The organism is Sporosarcina sp. OR05 (genome assembly GCF_041414805.1).
GTDB classification, from domain to species: domain Bacteria; phylum Bacillota; class Bacilli; order Bacillales_A; family Planococcaceae; genus Sporosarcina; species Sporosarcina saromensis.
Genome location: NZ_JANKJL010000020.1, coordinates 1 through 22,703, shown reverse-complemented (window position 1 = coordinate 22,703; position 22,703 = coordinate 1). Strand labels below are relative to the sequence as shown.

At 41.5% G+C, this 22,703-nt stretch carries 23 protein-coding genes and 1 riboswitch; of the genes, 21 read left to right on the top strand and 2 right to left on the bottom strand.

The window, feature by feature from the left end:
- Positions 1-118 precede the first annotated feature (118 nt).
- The 20 genes from NRI27_RS17520 to NRI27_RS17425 all read left to right on the top strand — a co-directional run bounded on the left by NRI27_RS17520 (position 119) and on the right by NRI27_RS17425 (position 20,719).
- On the top strand, positions 119-661 hold the full coding sequence (locus NRI27_RS17520; RefSeq protein ID WP_371391846.1) for a 5' nucleotidase, NT5C type: 543 nt from the start codon (positions 119-121) through the stop codon (positions 659-661).
- Between the two features lie 118 nt (positions 662-779).
- Positions 780-1,676 (top strand): MurR/RpiR family transcriptional regulator, encoded by an 897-nt coding sequence (locus tag NRI27_RS17515; protein WP_317943932.1) that lies wholly within the window; start codon positions 780-782, stop codon positions 1,674-1,676.
- Entirely contained in the window at positions 1,673-2,425 is a 753-nt protein-coding gene (locus tag NRI27_RS17510; protein ID WP_371391845.1) for an MBL fold metallo-hydrolase, read from the top strand. Before NRI27_RS17515 ends, NRI27_RS17510 begins: the two co-directional genes overlap by 4 nt.
- A complete protein-coding gene (locus NRI27_RS17505; RefSeq protein ID WP_371391844.1) occupies positions 2,415-3,968 on the top strand; it encodes an ABC transporter substrate-binding protein in 1,554 nt (517 codons plus the stop codon). Before NRI27_RS17510 ends, NRI27_RS17505 begins: the two co-directional genes overlap by 11 nt.
- A gap of 12 nt (positions 3,969-3,980) precedes the next feature.
- A complete protein-coding gene (locus NRI27_RS17500; protein WP_371391843.1) occupies positions 3,981-4,925 on the top strand; it encodes an ABC transporter permease in 945 nt (314 codons plus the stop codon).
- Positions 4,926-5,732 carry an ABC transporter permease gene (locus NRI27_RS17495; protein WP_317943940.1) on the top strand — a complete coding sequence of 269 codons (807 nt, stop codon included), beginning with the start codon at positions 4,926-4,928 and terminating at the stop codon, positions 5,730-5,732.
- Positions 5,733-5,745: 13 nt separating this feature from the next.
- Complete coding sequence (locus NRI27_RS17490; protein ID WP_371391842.1) at positions 5,746-6,756, top strand: ABC transporter ATP-binding protein; 1,011 nt, start codon at positions 5,746-5,748, stop codon at positions 6,754-6,756.
- Complete coding sequence (locus NRI27_RS17485) at positions 6,716-7,696, top strand: ABC transporter ATP-binding protein (RefSeq protein ID WP_371391841.1); 981 nt, start codon at positions 6,716-6,718, stop codon at positions 7,694-7,696. The genes NRI27_RS17490 and NRI27_RS17485 overlap by 41 nt, the downstream gene beginning before the upstream one ends.
- Positions 7,693-8,532 carry a metallophosphoesterase gene (locus NRI27_RS17480; protein WP_371391840.1) on the top strand — a complete coding sequence of 280 codons (840 nt, stop codon included), beginning with the start codon at positions 7,693-7,695 and terminating at the stop codon, positions 8,530-8,532. The genes NRI27_RS17485 and NRI27_RS17480 overlap by 4 nt, the downstream gene beginning before the upstream one ends.
- Positions 8,533-9,437: 905 nt before the next feature.
- A complete protein-coding gene (locus tag NRI27_RS17475) occupies positions 9,438-10,298 on the top strand; it encodes a DUF72 domain-containing protein (protein WP_371391839.1) in 861 nt (286 codons plus the stop codon).
- A gap of 3 nt (positions 10,299-10,301) precedes the next feature.
- Positions 10,302-11,126, top strand: a complete 825-nt coding sequence (locus NRI27_RS17470; protein WP_317943949.1) for a sulfite exporter TauE/SafE family protein — start codon at positions 10,302-10,304, stop codon at positions 11,124-11,126.
- 3 nt (positions 11,127-11,129) lie between these two features.
- Positions 11,130-12,533: a bifunctional metallophosphatase/5'-nucleotidase gene (locus NRI27_RS17465; RefSeq protein ID WP_371391838.1), complete on the top strand. Its 1,404-nt coding sequence runs from the start codon at positions 11,130-11,132 to the stop codon at positions 12,531-12,533.
- Positions 12,534-12,590: 57 nt separating this feature from the next.
- Positions 12,591-13,418 carry a sporulation protein YunB gene (gene yunB / locus NRI27_RS17460; RefSeq protein ID WP_371391837.1) on the top strand — a complete coding sequence of 276 codons (828 nt, stop codon included), beginning with the start codon at positions 12,591-12,593 and terminating at the stop codon, positions 13,416-13,418.
- Between the two features lie 55 nt (positions 13,419-13,473).
- A riboswitch (Lysine riboswitch) is annotated at positions 13,474-13,653 on the top strand.
- A gap of 145 nt (positions 13,654-13,798) precedes the next feature.
- Positions 13,799-15,379, top strand: coding sequence for a Na+/H+ antiporter NhaC family protein (locus NRI27_RS17455; protein ID WP_371391836.1), 1,581 nt, complete (start codon positions 13,799-13,801; stop codon positions 15,377-15,379).
- Positions 15,380-16,234: 855 nt separating this feature from the next.
- Positions 16,235-17,776, top strand: a complete 1,542-nt coding sequence (locus NRI27_RS17450; protein ID WP_371391835.1) for a sodium-dependent transporter — start codon at positions 16,235-16,237, stop codon at positions 17,774-17,776.
- 12 nt (positions 17,777-17,788) lie between these two features.
- A complete protein-coding gene (locus NRI27_RS17445; RefSeq protein ID WP_317943959.1) occupies positions 17,789-17,896 on the top strand; it encodes a methionine/alanine import family NSS transporter small subunit in 108 nt (35 codons plus the stop codon).
- Between the two features lie 203 nt (positions 17,897-18,099).
- On the top strand, positions 18,100-19,077 hold the full coding sequence (lipA, locus tag NRI27_RS17440; protein ID WP_371391834.1) for a lipoyl synthase: 978 nt from the start codon (positions 18,100-18,102) through the stop codon (positions 19,075-19,077).
- Position 19,078: 1 nt separating this feature from the next.
- A complete protein-coding gene (locus NRI27_RS17435) occupies positions 19,079-19,396 on the top strand; it encodes a YutD family protein (RefSeq protein ID WP_371391833.1) in 318 nt (105 codons plus the stop codon).
- A 106-nt stretch (positions 19,397-19,502) separates the two neighbouring features.
- Complete coding sequence (locus tag NRI27_RS17430; protein ID WP_371391832.1) at positions 19,503-19,949, top strand: DUF86 domain-containing protein; 447 nt, start codon at positions 19,503-19,505, stop codon at positions 19,947-19,949.
- 2 nt (positions 19,950-19,951) lie between these two features.
- Positions 19,952-20,719 carry a TIGR01457 family HAD-type hydrolase gene (locus NRI27_RS17425; RefSeq protein WP_371391831.1) on the top strand — a complete coding sequence of 256 codons (768 nt, stop codon included), beginning with the start codon at positions 19,952-19,954 and terminating at the stop codon, positions 20,717-20,719.
- Positions 20,720-20,805: 86 nt separating this feature from the next.
- On the opposite strand, the gene NRI27_RS17420 is transcribed toward NRI27_RS17425, so the two are convergent.
- Entirely contained in the window at positions 20,806-21,042 is a 237-nt protein-coding gene (locus tag NRI27_RS17420; protein ID WP_317943966.1) for a YuzB family protein, read from the bottom strand.
- 139 nt (positions 21,043-21,181) lie between these two features.
- Between NRI27_RS17420 and NRI27_RS17415 the strand changes: the two genes are divergently transcribed.
- A complete protein-coding gene (locus NRI27_RS17415; RefSeq protein WP_317943967.1) occupies positions 21,182-22,246 on the top strand; it encodes an NAD(P)/FAD-dependent oxidoreductase in 1,065 nt (354 codons plus the stop codon).
- A gap of 76 nt (positions 22,247-22,322) precedes the next feature.
- On the opposite strand, the gene NRI27_RS17410 is transcribed toward NRI27_RS17415, so the two are convergent.
- Entirely contained in the window at positions 22,323-22,652 is a 330-nt protein-coding gene (locus tag NRI27_RS17410; protein ID WP_371391830.1) for a YuzD family protein, read from the bottom strand.
- Positions 22,653-22,703 lie beyond the last annotated feature (51 nt).

Below are 22,703 nucleotides of genomic sequence, written 5' to 3'. Positions count from 1 at the left end.
GATAAATTAACTCACTTTGTGAGAATGATAAGGTTACGTAAAGATTGTGTAAAAAGTGAGGGGATCTGAAAATAGTAGAGTATACTCGGGAGGATAAAAGAAGAAAGAGGGGATTGTTATGAGAAGAATTGCTGTAGATATGGATGAGGTACTTGCGGACTTTACGCAGCAAGTACTCGATGTATTAAATAAAAAAACAAATCAACGCTATACACGTGCTCATTTAAACGAATACTCGATTGAAGAATTATACCCGAATGAATTGGACTATCTAGTAGAACAAATCCATACGGATCATTTCTTTCGTACTATGCAAGTAATTGAAGGGAGCCAAGTCGTATTAGAGCGACTCAGTAAACATTATGAAATTGTCATTGCGACAGCAGCGATGGAAGTGCCGAATTCATTCGCTGCCAAGTTTGATTGGTTACGTGAACACTTCCCATTTTTAGATCCGAATTTGTTTATCTTCTGTGGCAATAAAAAAGTCGTCCAAGCCGATTATTTAATCGATGATAATATCCAACAGTTGACTCGCTTTGAAGGGCGAGGCGTAATGTATACAGCAATGCAAAACATTGAACTTGCTTATGATGTCCGTGTGGATAATTGGCATGAAGTTGAGATGTATTTCATGGAAGAGTTAAGTGTAAAAGCGTAAATAACCTAACAACAGAGCTCAGGTTCTGTTGTTAGGTTATTTTTTTGAAATGGTGGATTCCCTTCAAAAATACCTAAAAGGTGGATTTTCTTCATGAGATTTTTACAAAGATACCGTAATGGATTTACATTCATGTCTTACAGTAGAGATGAAAGGAGGGAGTCGTATTTCCTCATTAATTGAGAAATTAGAACACCCGGATGTGGAATGGAGTAGGTCGCAAAAAAATATCGCAACATTTATCTTGCAACATTTACAAGAATGTAGTTTTTTAACTGCTCAACAAATCGCTAATCGAACAAAAGTTAGCGAAACGACGGTGCATCGGTTTGCAAAGCAACTCGGGTTTGACAGTTTTTTATTGATGAAGCAAGAACTACAATTTTTAAATCAACACAATCGAAAAGTGATTACAAAACTGATGAAGATGACAGAAGTCCCTGTTGAATCTTGGTTGTTTAAACATTTCATGACAGAAGTTGATAATGTGATGACGACTGGACAACAGATGAAAGAACCTGATGTTCAACAAGCTGCTAGTGATTTGTTGGGAGCGAGTCATATCTATGTCGCTGGTTGGCGAATGGGGCAAGCAGTAACGAGTTATATGAGTTATCTGTTGCGCTATACACTCGGCCGAACGACTTTCATCCCAATTGGGGACATTCCTGAATATGTAGATGTCTTTCAAGCGGAGGACGTGTTGTTCGTCAGTTTTTATCCGAGATATTGCCCGCACACTTTATATGTCATACGGGAAGCGAAACAGAAAGGGATGACAGTTATCGTTTTGACGGATCAACTCGCGTCTCCTGCAGCACCTTATGCTGATATACAGTTTACGTCACGCCAAGAATCAACATACTTTTTAGATTCTTATACGGGGGCACTTTCGATTTGCCACGCAATTATGCATGCGATTGCGCAACAAGACTCCTCCCGATTAGTCAAAAAGATTGAATCGATGGAACACCAATTTCAAAGGTATTACGAGGTAGATGGGGGAATATCATGAAAGTCACGATCATCGGAAGATGGGGAGCTTACCCAGCAAAAGGAGAAGCAACCGCTTGCTATTTAGTAGAGTGTGACGATTTAAAGATTCTGATTGATGTGGGAAGTGGAAGTTTGTCTCAACTCGGAAAATTGATTGATCTAGCAACAATTGATGTAGTATTCGTCAGTCATATCCACGCGGATCACATTGCAGATTTGATGACGCTCCAATACGCTGCACTTGTGGATACCCAATTAAAGCGAAGAAAGAAGAAACTACAAGTATTTCTCTATGATCCAGAGGCAAGTATATCATTTGAATTTCCCGATGTGATTGAAAGACATCCATTACAACCCTCGTCAAAAGTAGTGTTGAAGGAATTAAACTGTACATTTTTTGAAACGAATCATAACGTGCCTACACTTGCCATGCGATTACAATGGAAGGGTCAAGTGTTCGTTTACACGGCAGATACCGCTTATTGTGAAAAATTAGCGCAGTTTGCGAAAGGGGCGGACATTTATCTGACAGAGTGTAGTTTTTATGCCGCTCAGCAGTCGATTGCATCTACACATTGTACGTCAAGTGATGTGGCGAAAATGATGAACATTGTCAAAGCGAAACAAACAATACTTACACACTTGCCACATTATGGGGAACAAAAATTATTAATAGAAGAAGTGAAGCAGCTTACAAATTACGCAGCACAATTAGCAAAACCATTTATGACAATGACGATTAAAGGAGAAGTGAATCATGCGCTTTAACCAAACATTCGTATTTATTATTCTTTCAGCTTTACTAATTCTTACAGCTTGCGGGTCAAAAGATGTGGGCAATAATGATTCATCAAAAACAAACAAACAACAAACTTCTGCACCAGGTGAACGACAAGTATTGCGTATTTCAATGGCTACAGAAGTAGATAATTTAGATCCTTATCAATCAGCAGCAACGGATACAGGTTCAATGATGGACAATGTATTTGATGGATTATTTGATACAAATGAAGCGGGCGAATTAGAGCCGCGTTTAGCGACAGACGTAGTCGTCTCTGAAGATGGACTCACGTATACATTCACGTTAAGAGAAGGAGTCACATTCCATAACGGTGCAACATTTACTGCTAAAGATGTCGTGTATTCTTATGATCGTTTAGCTGGTTTAACTTCAGGTGAACCACTCTCGTCAAAGTTTTCAGTCATATCCTCGATAGAAGCGAAGTCAGACACAGAAGTGGCAGTCGTGTTAAAAGAAGTGGATTCATCATTTTTAGCACGTAACATCGTTGCGATTTTACCAGAAGGTTATGAAGAACATTCGACGAAACCGGTTGGTGCGGGTCCATTTTCGTTCAAACAGTATGATGCGGGTCAACAATTAGTACTAGAGAAAAACGAAAACTATTACTTAACGGACCGTGTGCCAATTGTTGACGAAGTACAGTTTAAAATTATGCCAGATTCAGAAGCTGCATTGCTTGCATTACAAGCTGGAGATATCGATGTAATTCCAGGTATTTCTGAGTTAGGTATTCAACAATTAGGTGATGCGATTGACGTCGTTTCAGGACCGCAAAACATGGTGCAATTAATGGCGATGAATAATTCATTTGAGCCTTTTACAAACGTAAAAGTACGCCAAGCTATCAATCATGCAATTAATAAAGATGTCATCATTCAAACGGTAGCTGAAGGGAAAGGGACGAAATTAGGTTCAAACTTTAGCCCTGCAATGGATTTCTTTTTCCAAGAAGGATTAGAAAATTATTATCCGCATGATATCAAGCAAGCGAAAAAACTCCTAGAAGAAGCTGGCTATCCAGAAGGATTTTCATTTACGTTAACGGTGCCATCAGAATATCAATTCCATGTAGATACAGCTCAAATATTGGCGAGCCAGTTAGCGGAAGTCGGAATTTCTGTAAGTATTGAGTCGATTGAGTTTAGTACATGGTTAGAACGGGTGTATTCAAATGCGCAATATGAAGCGACGGTCATCAGTTTTACAGGGAAATTAGATCCGTTTGAAGTAGTCGGCCGTTTTGTGAGTGATTATACGAAAAACTTCGTGAAGTTTAATGATCCTACGTTTGATCAAGCCATTCAATCAGCTCTTGCGACGACTAATGAGGACGAGCGTGCGGAGTTTTATAAAAAGGCACAGATGATATTGACAGAACAAGCAGCAAGTGTTTTCATCATGGATCCAGATCGTTCAATCGGTATGCGAAAAGGAATTTCAGGTTTTAAAATGTATCCGATTCAAAAATTCAATCTTGAAGATGTGACAATATCAGATAAGAAATAAGGAGTTTAGCCATTGAAACGACTAACTTATAAATTGTTGTCATCTATTCTTACGTTGTTTATCGTCACATTGCTGATTTTCTTCATGTTTCAAGTGTTACCAGGAAATCCAGCACAAATCATTTTAGGGATTGATGCTGATGAAGCGCAAATCAAGCAACTTGAACAAAAACTAGGATTAGATGAACCGCTCACGACCCGTTATATGCAGTGGGTACAAGGAATTTTTACGGGTGATTTGGGCGAGTCGTTGAAGTACCAAATGCCAGTGATGGATGTGTTAAAGCAAAGAGTGCCTGTCACTCTAGCTTTAGCACTGTCATCACTTGTTATAACGGCTTTAATCGCCTTGCCACTCGGTATGTTTATCGCAATGAAACAAGACAAATGGTACGCCTTTGTAGTAAATCTCTTCACTCAATTAGGCATCGCAATTCCATCATTTTGGTTTGGTTTTTTGCTCATTTATTTGTTTGGTGTGAAGTTAGGGTGGTTCCCGACATTTGGATATACAGCATGGAGTGAAAATCCGATGCGAGCAATCCAGTCGTTTATTTTACCAAGTATTGCGATTGCAGTATCGAATATTGCTGTCGTTACCCGTTACTTAAGAAATACCATTCTCGATCAGACGACGATGGATTACGTTCGAACCGCGAAAAGTAAAGGGGTAAAAGATCATCAGGTGATGTCTCGTCACATCGTAAGAAATGCATTCATTCCTGTGTTAACGATTATGGGAATGATTGTGGCGGATACGATTGCAGGAAGTATTATTATCGAAAATGTATTTGCTTTACCAGGTTTAGGGAATTTATTAATTCAGTCGATTACGAGTCGAGATTTTCCGTTAATTCAAGCACTCGTTTCGTATATTGCGATATTTGTAATCGTCATTAATATTGTTATCGATTTGCTTTACCGCATCATCGATCCAAGAATAAAGAAGAAAGGTTGAATGCGTGTGAAGAAAAATCTTTCACTACAAATCGGTTTTGTGCTTGTAGGATCACTCACCTTACTCATGTTGGTCAGTTTGATATATACGCCGTATGATCCTAACCAAATGTTTCCTGATGAACGGCTTCAACGACCGAGCATGCAACATTTGATGGGCACGGATAACTTCGGGAGAGATATACTGAGTCGTGTCATGGAAGGCGCGCAGACAGCGTTTTTAATAGGATCCATGTCGGTAGCGATAGGCTTATCTTTTGGATTGGTACTCGGATCGATTAGCGGTTATTTTGGTGGGTGGATCGATGAGCTCATTATGAGATTGATTGACGCGATGATGGCGTTACCTGGAATTTTATTTGCGATCGTTCTGGTAGCAGTCTTTAGCCCAAGCTTAACGATTACGATTATAGCAATTGGTCTTATGAGCATTCCTTCATTTACCCGAATCATTCGGTCAAGTTTCGTGCAAGCGAAGGAATTTGACTATGTGAAAGCGAGTAAAGCGAAAGGGGCATCGCATGTCCGCCTCATGTATCACCATATTTTGCCGAATAGTTTATCGCCAATTATTGTGGCGATTACATTAAGTTTTTCGAGTTCAGTTTTAGCGGAATCCGGCTTAAGTTATCTTGGGTTAGGTGTACAGCCCCCTTTCGCGAGTTGGGGCAGAATGTTAAAAGAAGCTCAACCATTCATTGCAGCTACACCTAGTTATATCATCATTGTAGGCGGAGTCATTACATGTATGGTACTCGGTTTTAATTTATTGAGCGATGGAATTCGTGACGCAAATGCTAGAAAATGAAAGGAGTTTATCGATGACCCAACCGTTATTTGAGATGATCGATGTAGATGTAGCTTTTCACTTGGAAGACGGCTCGTATAAGGCGTTAGATGGTATTTCATTTGAAATTGAACCGAATGAAATTGTTGGAATTGTAGGCGAGTCTGGTTGTGGAAAGAGTTTAACTTCATTGACGATGATGAATTTACTCCATCGGACCTCAGAACGTACTGCAGGTACAATGCGATTGAAGGGTAAAGTGTTAGACGAGCAAACAGATTGGCATCAAATTCGTGGAAATGAAATGGCAATGATTTTTCAAGAACCGATGACCGCCCTCAATCCTCTGATGACGATTGGTAAGCAAATGACTGAAAGCTTAAAACAACATACGAATCTTTCGAAAATTGAACGACAAGAGAAGGCGTATGCAGTGATGCGTGAAGTCGGTTTATCTCGAGTGGAAACGTTGTATCGTTCCTACCCACACGAATTATCTGGAGGCATGCGTCAACGGGTAGTCATTGCGATGGCTTTAATTAATGAACCTGATTTAATCATTGCGGATGAACCGACAACTGCTCTCGATGTAACGATTCAAGCACAAATTTTACATGTGTTCAAATCCGTGATGACAAAACGCCAGTCTTCACTTGTATTTATTTCTCATGATCTAGGTGTCATTAAAGAAATTTGTGATCGTGTCATCGTTATGTATGCAGGAAGAATTATTGAAACAGGGACTGTAGAAGATGTCTTCAGTCAACCCAAACATCCGTATACAAAAGGATTATTACAAGCGATTCCTACTTACAGTAAAAGGGGTACTCCTTTATATACAATCCCTGGCACAGTCCCACCTCTCCAAGATAGAAAGAATGGCTGTCTTTTTGTTGACCGTTGTGGAGAGCGTATGCCTCAATGTATCGTCGATCGCCCATTCACTACTGGAGAACATGGCCATTATGCTAGTTGTCATCTTATGTATGAGGAGGATGGTGTAAATGCCGTTGATTCAACTCGAAAATGTCCACAAAACATTTGATGTTCCTCAGCAGTCCTTTTTTGAGAAAAAGAAAGTTGTACATGCAGTAAATGGCATTCATTTAACGTTAGTTGAAGGTGAATCCTTTGGTGTAGTCGGGGAATCGGGGTGTGGAAAGTCAACGACAGGTCAACTAATCGTGCGTTTACTAAAACCGACCGAGGGATCTATTACGTATAAAGGAAGAGATATAGCGACCATGAATCGGCAGGAAATGAAGCAGTGGCGCAAGGAAGTACAAATCGTCTTTCAAGACCCATACTCATCTCTGAACCCTCGTAAAACAGTATTTTCAATTGTAGAAGAACCTTTACGTATTCATCGTCTAGGAAATGCAGAACAACGCCGCGCGAAAGTAAGCCGCGTGTTACAAGATGTAGGCATTGACGAAAGCTTTTTTCAACGTTATCCACATCAGTTATCAGGTGGACAACGACAGAGGGTAGCGATTGCGAGTGCACTTGTTTTGGATCCATCATTTATTGTCATTGACGAAGGCGTATCTGCACTGGATGTTTCCGTTCAAGCACAAATATTAAACGTTCTCAAAAAAATTCAAAAGCAATATCAATTGACGTACTTATTTATTTCTCATGATTTGAATGTCATCCAATATTTTTGTGATCGTATAGCTGTAATGTATTTAGGCGAAATTGTAGAGATTATAGAGCGAGATAACGTTGGAAAAACACCTGTTCATCCTTATGCAAAAGCATTGTTTTCTGCTATTCCACAAGTGGATCAAAAAGGAGCATTAACATTGCTTGAAGGTGAAATCCCAAGTCCTATGGATTTACCGTTAGGTTGTAAATTTAGTACACGCTGCCCATACATGCAGGAAACTTGTTTACAGAAATCGCCTACGCTTGACCCGTTAGCTAACGGGAATGCTGTTCGTTGTCATTTTGCTTCCTCGATTCAGAAAGGAGACATACAATGAGAATAGGTGTAATCTCAGATTTACATATTGACCAACGTGAAAATTCGGACCTGTTATACGCTAGCTATCTAGCACAGCTCGTTAAACTTGCCGGACAACTGCAGCTAGATTGCTTAGTAATCGCAGGAGATATTAGCAATGATAGTCAACTTACTTTAAAATTTATCAGTGATTTAGATAGTCGCTTGCGCTGTCCAATTCGTTTTGTTGCGGGAAATCATGATCTCTGGACACTCGCTGACAAAGAGAAAAATACGGAACAAATTGCTGGTCGACTTCAGGCGGATCCACGTTCCTTACAAAATAGACCGTATGTGTTAAATGACGAATGGGCAATAATCGGGCATAGCGGATGGTACGACTATTCGTTTGGCAATCAATTCACTACGCACGAACAATTTTCACAAAAACAGTACAATGGTAGAACGTGGAAAGATCATCTTTATATTGACTGGAACATGACAGATGAAGAAGTAGTAGAACAGAGTTTGATTCAACTCCAATCAGATCTTGAACAAATCGGGGATCGACAGGTAATTTTATGTCTTCACATGGTTGCAACAGATGCCTTTATCGTGCCTACGCCGCACCCGGTGTTTGATTATTTTAATGCATTTTTAGGAAGTAAACGTTATGCTGAATGGATTGAATCACGTCCTTCGATTCGTTATATACTCAATGGCCATGTGCATTATAGAAAAAGATTCACGAAACATGAACAGACCTACATCTGTGCTTGTTTAGGAAATGAATCAGAATGGCAGTCGTCTAGTTTAGAAAAGGAACTACAATCCGCTTTTCAAGTGATCGATTTAGTTGACGGTTTAGTGTTGTAGTCATGGTTGAGCAATAGATAGGTGTTATGTAAAATCAATAGATACTTGTATTTGGACGAATCGTCAAAGAATGAATAGAAAGGTTGAACAACCGCATTTCAAATGGTACGTAAGGTGTAAGTGGTGTGAGAGGTCGGCTAATCAATAATGATTAGCCTCCTACTCGATTTTTGATGAAAAAGCAAGTTCACAAACAGGAGATGAATGGTTATTAGATGGACCAAGGAGCAACACCAAACGGCTGCTAAGATGTTTGAGCAAGTGCTTAATTGGTCAAAAGCGATTTAGCGCGACTGTTTGCACCAAGTCATGAACATACCCGCGAACCTATATCCAACCAGCCACTTACTCGTAGTAAAACACCTTTCTTTGAAAATGCCACATATTTCACGAAAGCCGATAGATTTCATTCAAACGTCACATGCTCATGCCCTAAACTTGCATCTACCCCAAACATGCTTCTTCTCATGAACAACGAGGCATATCTCTTCAACGCGGCATACTTCGGCCAAAACGCGGCATAACTCCGCGAAACGCCGCATAACTCCGCCAAACACGGCAAACTTCTCCGAAACGCCGCATAACTCCGCCGAACACGGCATACTTCTCCGAAACGCCGCATACTTCCGCCGAACGCGGCATACTTCCGCCAAACGCCGCATAACTCCGCCAAACGCGGCATACTTCCACCGAACGCCGCATACTTCCGCGAAACGCGGCATACTTCTCCGAAACGCCGCATAACTCCACCAAACGCCGCATAACCCCGCGAAACGCGGCATAATCCCCACAAACGCCACATAACCCGGCGAATCCCCCAGCCCAATGCAAAATAACAGAAGTACCAACTCCTCCTATGATATGATGACACTATTCATTCAAAAAAACCGAAACGGGGGATTGACGTGATTCACATCGGATTGACAGGGTGGGGCGACCATCCGGATGTCTATCATCCTTCTTCCAGCCCAAAAGAAAAATTACAAGATTATAGTGCACACTTTCCAATCGTTGAGCTAGACGCTTCGTTCTATGCAATCCAACCCGAACGCAATATCCGCAAATGGATTGCTGAAACACCTGAAACCTTTCAGTTTGTCGTGAAAGCATACCAAGGGATGACAGGGCATCAACGCGGGGAATTACCTTATGAAACACCTGAAGAAATGTTCGTCCAGTTTAAACGATCTATCGAGCCATTACGTGAAGCAGCTAAACTGGCTATGATTCTCGTGCAATTTCCACCATGGTTCGATTGCAAACGCGAAAATGTCGAGCAACTCCGCTTCATCAGGCACCAATTGGAAGGGTATGACGTCGCCATCGAATTTCGCCACCAGTCGTGGTATACAGAAGCCATGCGCGAAAAGACCCTCACCTTTTTACGCGAACATCACTTCATCCATTCAGTGTGCGACGAACCTCAAGATGGAGAAGGGAGCGTCCCTCTCGTAGCTGTTTCAACACGAAAAGATAAAGTGCTCCTTCGCATTCATGGCCGTAACGTAAACGGTTGGCGCAATCGCACAGGTAACAATGAAGCGTGGCGAGAAGTGCGGTATTTATACGATTATTCACATGCAGAACTAATGGAAATCGAGCAAGCAATTCGACAAGTAACAAGCGAAACGGAGCACGTATACGTCATTTTCAATAACAACTCAGGTGGTCATGCAGCTGAAAATGCAAAACGCCTTCAAAAAATGATGGGCATCGACTTCCAAGCGCTCGCACCTAAGCAGCTCGACATCTTTGAGGAGGAATAAGAAGTGGCATATATATTATTAGCATTGATTGGGGCGATTTCCGGCATTATGGGTTCGATTGTCGGCCTTGGTGGTGGAACGATTCTTGTCCCATTAACATTATTAATCGGTATTGATTTAGGACTCATTCCAGGAATCACCCCTCAAAGCGTCGTCGGCATTTCCGTCATCATGATGATCTTCAATGGTCTATCTTCAACGCTCTCACACGTAAAAGTGAAAACAATCGATTACCGGACAGGCTGGATCTTTTTTGCAGGCTCTATTCCCGGAACAATGATCGGCGCTTTTGTGAATAAAGGACTGGATTTACCATCCTTTAATTTGTATTTTGGAATTCTACTACTCGTCCTATCTATTTTATTGCTAGCAAGGAAATACTTAAAACCCATCCACTGGTTTGTCGATCGAGGCAAGCAAATGACATTCGTTGACCAACACGGGGAGTCACATGTGTATGGTTATCCGATATGGTTTGCACTCATTCTCACATTTACAATCGGTTTTACATCTGGATTATTCGGCATTGGTGGCGGCACGATGATTGTCCCAGCACTCATTTTGTTATTCTTATTTCCTCCACATGTTGCTGTCGGTACATCGATGTTCATCGTATTCCTATCTGCTATCGTCAATTCAATCACTCATATTTCCCTCGGTCATGTACCATGGTTGTATGCGTTAGCAGTCATACCAGGTGCCTATATTGGCGGAACAATCGGTACGATGTTGAATAAAAAAATGGATTCGGATACATTGGTGCTCGTGCTACGCATCATGTTATTGTTGTTCGGATTGCGATCAATCTATGAGGGGATTTGGGGATGACCAATGGAACAATTTGTCGAAAAAATCCACATATATCATACAAATGATCTTCATAGTCATTTCGAAAGCTGGCCACAGATTAGCCGCTATCTTCTTACACAACAAGCAATTCATGCAAACGCTTCGGAAACGAGTTTCCGTTTTGATATCGGCGATCACGTCGATCGTTCCCATCCATTTACAGAAGGAACGGCCGGAAAAGGCAATGTGGCGTTGCTGAACAGCGCAGGGTATGACGCGGTGACAATTGGCAATAACGAAGGCATTACGCTATCTAAAAATGCATTGAATACACTTTATGAAGGTGCGGATTTTGACGTCATACTTTGTAATCTAGTCGAAACTGACGGGTCCATTCCAAAATGGATGAAGCTGTATAAAATTTATAGCACCGTCGAGGGGACTCGCGTTGGCGTTATCGGAGCGACAGCGATGTATACGGATTTTTATTCAAAACTAGGCTGGCACATTCATGAACCACATGCCGCTCTGAAAGCAGTCGTCGAAAAAATTCGTCACGAAGTGGATATCCTCATTTGCTTATCTCATTTAGGTGTGAATGAAGATCGATTACTTGCCGAAATGTGCCCTGAAATTGACGTCATCCTCGGAGCGCATACGCATCATTTATTCCCTGATGGCGAACTTGTCCATCATTCGCTATTAGCAGCGACCGGGAAATTTGGACAATACGTCGGGCGTGTGACGCTAGAAGTGGATACAAAAAGCAACCGATTGCTGAATAAGCAAGCGACTGTTATCCCAGTAGGAGATTTGGCTTCTGGAAAAGATGATGTGCGCGAAGTGAACGGGTTACTAAATGCTGGTCAAATCGCATTGGATGAAAAAGTATTCTTCATTGAAACACCTTTGAAACAGCAGTTGTTTGCGAATAGTTCGTTAGCTACTTTTTTTGGTCAAGCGCTCCTTGCCTATACACATGCGGATTGTGCGATGTTTAATGCGGGCATATTTTTAAGAAGCCTTGAACAAGGGTGGGTAACAAAGCGTCATCTACACGAGTTACTCCCCCATCCGATCAACGTTTGCGTAGTAACATTGCGCGGTGAAGAGTTGCTGCGTGTTTACCACACTGCACAAAACGAGCAATGGCCGCAGTTGGAAATTAAAGGACTCGGTTTCCGCGGAACACTTATGGGCAACATGATCTTTGAACAATTAGCCATGAACGGGGATGGACACTTGCTGGTCGGCAGTGAAATCGTTCAAACAGACCATATATACCGATTGGCCACACTCGATATGTTCACATTTGGTTACTTCTTTCCGATGCTGAAAGATGTTGAAAAAGAGTATGTAATGCCTGAATTAATTCGCGATATTATGGCTTGGTATGGCAAACGTGAAATGATGGAATCACTTGGATTGCTTGAAGAAAATGAATAATAGTCTTTTAGAATGAACCACTCTTATCCTGCATAAGATTATGTAGGAGGAGTGGTTTTGAGATTTCATGGGCAATCACCCCGAAAATTTCATAGGCGGTCAAGGCGTCTTCAACGACAATATCCCCGCCACTATAACCGTGAACCAAGGCGCAAGCGTCGTTGGTTTCCGATTCTTTTTCCTGCATTACTCCTAACAATCGGCATGTTTTTGTACATCGTCAATTCAAAACTAACCCCCATCTACATTCAGTATGCAGAAGTCCAAACCGAGAAAATTGCCGCTTATGTCATCACACAAGCGATTAAGTCCCGCTCGACAGATATGTATGATGTGAATGAAATTATTGAAAATGTACCGACAGACTCACCTGGAATGGTGACAAATACATTTAACACTGAAATCATTAGCAAGACGATGGCAGAGATACAAACTCTTGTTGAAGCGCATTTAGAGCTTGCTGAAAGAGGCGACTTGGAAATGTTGCCGCTAAGTGAGGATATCGAATACGATCCTGAAGAAATGGAATCATATGGAGGCGTCGTATTTTTCGTACCGATGGGGCAGGCGACAAATATCCCCCTTATTGGTAACTTGGGACCTAAAATCCCGATTCGTTTTCACGTCATTGGCGATGTTCAAACGACGATAAAACATGAAATTGAAGAATTTGGAATTAATAATGCCATGGTGACTGTGAATGTCGTCGTAACGGTAAATGTTCAAATTATCGTCCCTTTAGCGACAACGAAAAGCACGGTGCAACAACAGATTCCAGTTGCTATCGGTTTAATTCAGAGCCCAATCCCTCAAATCTATAGCAAAGGGGATGTCAGTGCTCCGCAAGTCGAAGTACCCTATCCGGGAGTAAATGGAAAAGAGTAAGAGCTACTTGTAATCTGACGTGTAACCTGTTATTGTTGTAGAACAAGAGGAACACCGATTAGGTAGAGGCTGCATGACTTAAGAGTAATAGGCGCAAGATTGGCATCTAAGACCGTCTATGAAAGGAAGTTTTGCCGAAATATGAATGAGGATTGCCGATCCGTTCATATTGGGGTCATTTCGAACAGGGATGACACTGTCATGTATATTTACTACATGATGAGCTACAGATCGTACGTTAGATAAAGTCACCGAAGATTATCCAACAAACGACATGTAGAAAAGCCGATGCCTAGCACACAAACGTGTAAGGGCATCGGCTTTTTATTTCCCCCTACTTGTTCTTCAATGATAAATAAGAAATTGAGGAGGAAAATAGTATGATAGGTACATGGGTTTCAATCTTACCACCACTGATTGCGATTGTGATGGTATTAGTAACAAAAAGGGTTTTATTATCGCTAGGATCGGGCATTTTAACTGCCGCATTATTGGTAGCATCCTTCGGTCCAGTAGACACATTGAAAAACATTTGGTCCGCTCTAACAGTATCTTTTTGGGACGGTGGAGCACTTAATACGTACAATATTTTCATCATGGTCTTCATCTTATTCCTAGGCATTATTACAGCGTTTGTCAGCTTGTCAGGTGGCAGTAGAGCGTTTGCTGAATGGGCAGTCCGACGAATTAAAACAAGAAGAGGCGCAAAACTGTTGACCATTATTCTTGGTATCCTCATTTTTGTGGACGACTATTTCAACGCATTAGCTGTTGGCCAAATTGCTCGTCCGATCACAGACAAGCACAAAATATCAAGAGCGAAATTAGCATACTTCATCGATTCAACGTCAGCACCGATTTGTGTCGTGTCACCAATATCTAGCTGGGGAGCATTTCTGATCGGCCAATTAGCGCTGATATTGGGCACTACGGCTGCTGTAAATTATTCACCACTTTCAGCATTTCTTATGATGGCACCGATGAATTTCTATGTTATCGCTACATTAGCGATGGTCTTCTTCTTTGCTTGGACGAATATTGACTTCTTTGAAATGAAGAAACACGAAGACCGTGCACAGAAAACGGGCGAATTATTCGACCCGGAAAAAGAAATTCCGGGGCAATTAAAAGAAGATTTTCCTGAGCATGGATACGGTCATGTAAGAGATTTAATCGCTCCAATTGTGACATTAATTGTCGCGACGCTCGGTATGATGGTATGGACTGGTTACCGTGCAAGTGACTCTCTAAGCATTTGGGCAATTTTCGAGAACACCGATGTACCTTTATCATTAGTAACAGGTGGAACAATTGGAACAATATTAGCCGCAATTCTTTACATTGCACAAATGGGACGAAATGAGACGGCGTCTTATACATTGGTCGGCAAAGCATTTACGACAGGAATTAAAGCAATGATGCCAGCAATTCTAATCTTGGTATTAGCATGGGGCTTGACACACTTAATCGGCATTTTAGAAACAGGTCCATTCTTATCGAGTGTTGTTGAGCAATCGAACATTCCGGTAAACTTCTTGCCAGTTATCATGTTCGTCCTAGCAGGTCTCATGGCGTTTTCTACAGGAACATCATGGGGATCATTTGGGATTCTATTACCAATCGCCGGGACAATTATGACAAACGCAGCACCAGAGTTATTGCTTCCAGCATTATCTGCTGTTCTTGCAGGCGCTGTATTTGGTGATCACTGTTCACCTATTTCCGATACGACGATTCTTTCTTCGACGGGAGCTGGATCCAATCATATTGATCATGTTGCAACGCAGCTACCATACGCACTTATGGCAGCAACCGTCGCAACAATCGGCTATCTCATCTTAGGCGTGACGGGCTCCGTATGGATTGGCCTCGTCGTCGTCATCATACTCATTATCGCTTTGTTCGCATTCTGGACATCGCGCAATAAAAGAGTAGTAGAACAACCAACAGTCGTTGAATAAACACATAACAATAGTAGCGAAAATGGAACTGACTTTGTTCAGTTCCATTTTTGTTGAATTTTAAAGGAACTTCTATCTATATCTGGTTTCATGTTCCGGGGGAAAGTGTGACTACTGAGACATCCAATCCATTTCAAAGCCTCACCGAATGGAAATTTGTCTCTCTGGCGTAATGAGCAATGTTTAAAGACACGTTAGCAGGAAATTTTAAAGCTCCAGTGTCATAATACGAACTATATTGACTCGCTATTAGAAAGTCACACAGGTCTCTCGTCATTAAACACGGTTTAAAGACACGCCAGCCGTAGAATCCCCGGATCCGGCGTCGATAAACGGATATATCGACACGTTAGCAGAAGAATCCCCAGCTCCGGCGTCGATAAACGGATATATCGACACGCCAGCAAGAGAATCCCCAGCTCCGACGTCGATAAACGGAAATATTGACACGCTAGTAAGAAAATCCCCGCTACAAATCAGTAAGACACAGACTATAAAAATGTCTCAGCCAACTCATCAACCTCAATTTAATAGCGATCAGCATTTCCGGTGATAAGCAAAACAATTTCCTTCAATCGTCGAACTGAATGAATATTCAAGGAAAAGCACACATAAATTCTAGTATGATGAAAAAGTTCGAAGCCTTGAAATAGTATAGAAGAATAGTAAAACTTTCGAAAACGCGACAAAGTAACGATTGAGTAGTGAGTGAAAGGTACCATTTCGGGTGTCGAAGTTATTTAATAAAAAATATTTTGACAACGTCACCTAAGACGTATATACTATGTTTATGATTATATAATAATCAGAAAATACCAAAGTATTACAAGACTCTATTAGAAAGGGGAGCTTTAAATGGCACAGCGTTCGCAATGGGGTACACGAGCTGGTTTTATTATGGCAGCTGTCGGATCTGCTGTCGGGCTAGGAAACATCTGGCGTTTTCCATACGTTGCGTATGAAAACGGTGGAGGGGCATTTTTCATACCTTATTTATTTGCATTATTAACCGCAGGTATCCCAATTTTAATTATGGAATTCACGATTGGGCATAAGTATCGTGGATCTGCACCATTATCTTTCTTCCGTATGAAAGGGAAAGGGGCAGAGTGGATTGGTTGGTGGGGCATCTTTGTTTCATTTGTCATTTCGACATATTATGCTGTAATTATTGCCTGGGCAATGAAATACTCTATTTACTCCTTTAATTTAACATGGGGAGATGACACTGGAGGATTCCTCTTCGGTGATGTTTTGAACTTAGCGGATAATCCGGGTGAAGTCGGAGGGCTTGTACCAGGCGTATTCCTACCTTTATTACTCGTATGGGTAATCGCTTTTGTTATTCTTTTAGCAGGCGTTAAACGTGGCATAGAATTGGCCAACCGAATTTTCATTCCGACGTTAGTCGCCGTGTTTTTGTTAGTCGTTATCCGAGCTGTTACATTGGATGGTGCAGCATTAGGTCTGGATGCTTTCTTCAAACCGGATCTGAGTAAACTAGCTGATTCTACCGTTTGGGTAGCAGCTTACGGTCATATATTCTTTAGTCTTTCCATTGCATTTGCTATTATGATAACGTACTCAAGTTATTTACCTAAAAAATCAGATATTACAAACAATGCGTTCATTACCGGATTTGCGAATTCAGGTTTTGAATTATTAGCGGGTATTGGAATCTTTGCAGCACTAGGATTCATGGCAACTCAAGCAGGAGAACCGGTCTCAGAAGTGGCTTCAGCTGGTGTTGGATTGGCATTTGTTGTGTTCCCGAAAATCATTAATGAAATGCCGGGCATGAATGGAATCTTTGGATTCTTATTCTTCTTCTCATTAGTGTTAGCAGGTCTTACTTCACTCATCTCCATTTGTGAGACATACATTGCTGGATTATCTGAGAAGTTCAATATTTCACGACGAAAAGCTGTTCTTTTCGGTGCAGGATCTGCTTCCATCATCTCAATCTTGTTTGCTACACGCGGAGGACTATACTTCTTAGATGCTGCAGATTACTTCATTAACCAATTCGGTGTTGCGGCAATTGGTCTCGTGGAAGTGTTCTTGATCGCTTGGGTATTCAGAAAGCTGAAAGTGTTCGAAAATCATGCGAACGAAATTTCCGATATCAAAGTCGGTTTGCTTTGGAGAATCTGCTTAACGTTTGTTACGCCAATCGTCCTTGGTTACATGATGTTTGATTTACTACGTATTAATCTGATGAAATTGCATAAAGACGGCGAAGGCAATATCATCGGCAACTACGAAGGCTATCCAGATGCATTCATTTTCCAAAGTGGTTGGATGGTAGCGTTGTTTGCAATCGTCATGGCCATCATCTTTACAATGATGAAATGGAATAGAAATACGATCGATTCCACAGACTACGATAATCGATAAGGAGGATTCAATATGAGTGGTTCAGCAATTTTCATGATGATACTAGGAATCCTCGTTATTTGGGGAGGCCTTGCAGGAAGCATTTTCTATGCAATCTCAAAGTCGAGAAGCAGAGCTTAATGTAGAAGAACAATGTTTAACGACCAAGATGCCAGTTCAAGTTTAATCGATTAATAAAAAGTGTAAAGCCGATATGCAATTCGTCGGTTTTACACTTTTTTAGCGGAATTAATTACCATTAATACAAGCATGTTTCAAGTGTATTGTGAGGGAGTTGTAGTTGTTAGAAGTCAGAAAATATGATACATTGACAGAAGTGGTTTATGCCAAACAAGCAAAGAATGGAGTCGGTTGTTGTGTCCTGCAGACCAGAAATAGGGAAAAAAGAAGAGCATATTCGTAAACCGGATTGGTTGAAAATTAAACTGAATACGAATGACAATTATACAGACTTGAAGAAACTGATGCGTGAGAAAAATTTACATACTGTTTGTGAAGAAGCACGGTGCCCCAACATTCATGAATGTTGGGGAGAGCGTCGAACAGCGACGTTCATGATTTTAGGGGCAGTTTGCACAAGAGCATGCCGTTTTTGTGCGGTAAAAACAGGATTACCAAACGAATTAGACCTTGCAGAACCAGAACGTGTAGCAGATTCCGTTTCACTTATGAACTTGAAACATGTCGTTGTCACTGCGGTCGCGCGAGATGACTTAAAAGATGGTGGTTCTGAAGTATTTGCAGAAACCATTCGTGCCATCAGACGGAAAAATCCGTTTACGACAATTGAAGTGCTTCCATCCGATATGGGTGGAGTGGAAGAGAACTTGCAACGGTTAATGGATGCAAAACCGGATATTTTGAATCATAATATTGAAACCGTCCGTCGTTTGACGCCAAGGGTCCGGGCACGTGCAACGTACGATCGCTCGTTGGAACTGTTACTTCGTGCAAAAAATATGTATCCGGATATTCCAACAAAATCTTCCCTCATGCTTGGTTTAGGGGAAACGATGGAAGAAATTATTGAAACGATGGATGACTTGCGTGCACACAACGTGGACATTATGACAATTGGACAATACTTACAGCCTACCAAAAAACATTTAAAAGTCCAAAAATATTATTCTCCACAAGAATTCGGTGAGTTGCGCAAAATTGCCATGTCAAAAGGCTTCTCCCATTGTGAAGCAGGGCCGCTTGTCCGTTCAAGCTACCATGCTGATGAACAGGTTAATGCAGCTGCAAAGGAAAAACAGCGTATTGGGGATGAGCTGTTACAATCTACAGTGAAAAGCTGAAATGGCGGTGAGAAGATTGGTAACCCTCAACAATTTTGAATATGAAATTATTAAGAATTACAGAGAGGGCTTTAATGAAGAAGCATTAAACGCTCGTTTCAGTGATGTACTATCGAAGTATGATTACATCTTAGGCGACTGGGGCTACGGGCAACTGCGCCTAAAAGGTTTTTTTGACGACCGCAATGCAAAAGCGACATACGAGTCGAAAATCAGTACATTACAAGACTATCTCTACGAGTACTGCAATTTTGGTTGCGCTTATTTCGTCTTGCAAAAAGTCGGAAAGGTAAAACCTGCTACAACTGAACAAGAATAACGTGCTGAACCGCTTCGTGTGCAAATCCTTGCATGCCGAGCGGTTCATTATTTTGTCCAATATGATATGATGAAAAAGAATCATCCATACACAGGAGGGAATCATCGTGTACTTTATCGATCGAGCCAAAATTAACGAAACATTAGCTTATATGGAAAGCCTGTTGGCCTTATTTGAAGGGCACCAACAGTGGAATAAAGATAAAATCCATGCACTCGCCCTTGAACGCATCGCACATACAATTGTTGAATCGATCATCGACGTAGGCAACTCGATGATTGACGGTTTCATCATGCGCGATCCAGGAAGTTATGATGATATTATCGACATTATGGAAGATGAAAAAGTCATTACGAAAGAAATGGCAGATCCGCTGAAAAAAGTGCTTAGCCTGCGCAAAATGATTGTCCGTGAATTTGTCGCTGTCGATAATAAAGAGATTGAAAATGTCCTTTATGAACACAAAAATGAAATCCAAGCATTTGCTCATAATGTCCGTTATTACTTAGAAAACGAACTCGGCCCGGTGTCAGCCTTTAGTCCGGAGCAATAACAATGATTGACAAATACAAAGCAATTTGTTTGGATTTGGACGGAACGGTCTATCGGGGCAATGAAGTGATTCCCGAGTCATTATCGTTCATTCAACAGCTGTTGGAACGTGGCATTGCACCTTATTATGTAACAAATAATTCATCACTGACCGCTGAGCAATTTAAGCAGAAGCTAGGGAAAATGGGCATTGAGACGACGGCAGATCATATTATGACATCGGCAATTGCTGCAGCAAAATATTGCAAAGAGCATTTTCCGAATGCAACGGTCAAAATGATTGGAGAAGAAGGGCTTCATCAGGCGCTTTCGGATGAAGGCATTCAACTGACAACGGATGCACCTGATGTCGTAGTCGTAGGCATCGATCGCAACATCACATATGAAAAACTTGCGGAAGCCAGTTTGGCCATTCAAAATGGCGCACATTTTATTGCGACAAATGGGGATAAAGCGCTTCCGACTGAACGTGGTTTAGTCCCTGGCAACGGCTCATTCGTAAAACTGTTAGAGACAGCAACGGGCATTGAAGCGATTTATGTAGGCAAGCCAGAACCATACTTGTTGCAGTATATCCACGAAAAAGGCTATCGGAAAGTGGAGATGGTCATGATCGGGGACAATTATGACACAGATATTTTAGCAGGTATCCGCTTCGGTATCGATACGATTCATGTGGAAGGCGGCGTAACGTCTGCTGCACGCGTATTGGAGCAAGTGGAACAACCGACGCACCTCTTTACGCATTTATTGGACGCAATAACTAACTAAAAAAGTGTAGACAGAGTCGAAACGGACTTTGTCTACACCTAGAGTAGAAAGGAAGCACGAAAACATTCCTTTCTACTTTTTATTTGTTAAAATAACGGATTGTCTTCAATGAACTGATAGATTTTTTCTGTCAGCTCGTCGGGCGTGTCCGCTTGTACAACTTCTCCATTAACAAGTGCGTAAAGCGATTCAGCACATCGTGTACAGTAGCTGAGACAACCGTATTCAAGTACATCGATATTTGGGTCTCTTTCGAGCGCCTCCAATGTTTTTTGTGCGCCGTTCGCTAGATTGCTTATACAAAATTCAACGATCGGATTCAAGTCGATCACCTCACCTAGTAGAATGCTACTATGGATTCCTTTCTACGTCAATTGGGATGGCTTATTGTGAAATATCTCACAAACTGCTATAATCATTTGTGGGAACAATACGGAAAAACGATTGAAAAAGGAGATAGCTATGAGAAAACTTGTATTACTAGGTGCAGGATACGGGAATATGCGCATATTGCTTCGCCTGCTCAACAAAGAATTGCCAGCTGATCTCGAGATTACGTTAATTGACAGAACACCTTTTCACAGTTTGAAAACGGAATTCTACGCACTAGCAGCAGGGACATCACCTGATTCGGACGTGCGTGTTCCACTGCCAACACATGAACGCTTACACGTTGTTGAAGGTGAAATTGAAGAAATTCAACTGGAGGAGAAGTGCGTTTACCTCGCGAATGGAGAGGCAATTCGTTACGACGAGCTCGTCATCGGTCTTGGTTGCGAAGATAACTATCACGATGTACCAGGAGCTGAGGAATTTACGCACAGTATCCAGACGATTGGCAAATCCCGTGAGACATACAAGAAACTACAAGGACTTGGCGGGGGAGCAACGGTAGGAATTGTTGGTGCGGGTTTAAGTGGCATCGAATTGGCGAGTGAGTTGCGTGAAAGTCGTCCTGATTTGAAGATTAAGCTGTTCGACAGAGGACCGCGAATTTTGAAAGACTTTCCTGAGAGACTCAGTAACTTTGTAAAAGATTGGTTTGATAAGCATGAAGTTGAAGTCATTTCCAATAGCAATATTACGAAGGTCGAAGAGAACGTTCTTTACAATCATGAAGACAAAATTCCAGTAGATGCAGTCGTGTGGACAGCAGGCATTCAACCTGTCAGAAATGTTCGTGCGATGGATGTTGAAAAAGAACGAGGTCGGATTGTGCTTAATCAATACCACCAAATCCCTCAATACGAAAACGTCTATGTAGTTGGGGATATTGCAGCACTGCCGTTTGCTCCAAGTGCCCAGTTAGCGGAGGAACAAGCGGAACAAATCGTCCGTGTGCTCCGTCTCGTCTGGAACAATGAGCCGCTTCCAAAAGAAATGCCAGAAATCAAACTAAAAGGGTTCATGGGTTCATTAGGAAAAAAGCAAGGTTTTGCGTATTTGGCAGACCGCACCGTAACAGGGCGTATCGCCAGGTTGTTAAAATCAGGCGTATTGTGGATGTATAAATGGCATAATGGATAAGAAAACAGCCTTCACTCAACGCAAAGGAGTGAAGGCTGTTTGTTCTCATTTACAAGCATTCATTATCAATAAACCATTAAACTTGTGACACATATCCATGTTTTTCAAGCGCATTAAAAACGGGCTTCAACTGAATATAACCTTCGCCGATCACTTCATCATCAATTATGACAAGAGGGTAGAAATATTCGTCATTCAACACTTGCTCTGCAATTTCCTGTTGCTTCACATCCTGAATGTCTGCTTCAATATCGATGTAATCAATTTCAAACGGTTGGTCAGGGAACTTGCGCGTAATGGCAGCTTGCAACCACTCGTAGGTGTCTTTTGATGAAGGGGCATTCACACAGCTTGCACAGACAATATCTGCACCATAAATTTCGATTTTCACTCTGTTTTTCGTCAATGAAAAAACTCCTTCCGTTTCTCTATTGGATTTTTTCTGCAATCCAGTTTA

Coding starts and splice junctions, on each gene's coding strand:
- NRI27_RS17520 (WP_371391846.1), top strand. CDS start 119: ATGAGAAGAATTGCTGTAGATATGGATGAGGTACTTGCGGACTTTACG.
- NRI27_RS17515 (WP_317943932.1), top strand. CDS start 780: ATGGATTTACATTCATGTCTTACAGTAGAGATGAAAGGAGGGAGTCGT.
- NRI27_RS17510 (WP_371391845.1), top strand. CDS start 1,673: ATGAAAGTCACGATCATCGGAAGATGGGGAGCTTACCCAGCAAAAGGA.
- NRI27_RS17505 (WP_371391844.1), top strand. CDS start 2,415: ATGCGCTTTAACCAAACATTCGTATTTATTATTCTTTCAGCTTTACTA.
- NRI27_RS17495 (WP_317943940.1), top strand. CDS start 4,926: ATGCGTGTGAAGAAAAATCTTTCACTACAAATCGGTTTTGTGCTTGTA.
- NRI27_RS17490 (WP_371391842.1), top strand. CDS start 5,746: ATGACCCAACCGTTATTTGAGATGATCGATGTAGATGTAGCTTTTCAC.
- NRI27_RS17485 (WP_371391841.1), top strand. CDS start 6,716: ATGCCGTTGATTCAACTCGAAAATGTCCACAAAACATTTGATGTTCCT.
- NRI27_RS17480 (WP_371391840.1), top strand. CDS start 7,693: ATGAGAATAGGTGTAATCTCAGATTTACATATTGACCAACGTGAAAAT.
- NRI27_RS17465 (WP_371391838.1), top strand. CDS start 11,130: ATGGAACAATTTGTCGAAAAAATCCACATATATCATACAAATGATCTT.
- NRI27_RS17455 (WP_371391836.1), top strand. CDS start 13,799: ATGATAGGTACATGGGTTTCAATCTTACCACCACTGATTGCGATTGTG.
- NRI27_RS17450 (WP_371391835.1), top strand. CDS start 16,235: ATGGCACAGCGTTCGCAATGGGGTACACGAGCTGGTTTTATTATGGCA.
- NRI27_RS17445 (WP_317943959.1), top strand. CDS start 17,789: ATGAGTGGTTCAGCAATTTTCATGATGATACTAGGAATCCTCGTTATT.
- lipA (WP_371391834.1), top strand. CDS start 18,100: ATGCCAAACAAGCAAAGAATGGAGTCGGTTGTTGTGTCCTGCAGACCA.
- NRI27_RS17435 (WP_371391833.1), top strand. CDS start 19,079: ATGGCGGTGAGAAGATTGGTAACCCTCAACAATTTTGAATATGAAATT.
- NRI27_RS17425 (WP_371391831.1), top strand. CDS start 19,952: ATGATTGACAAATACAAAGCAATTTGTTTGGATTTGGACGGAACGGTC.
- NRI27_RS17415 (WP_317943967.1), top strand. CDS start 21,182: ATGAGAAAACTTGTATTACTAGGTGCAGGATACGGGAATATGCGCATA.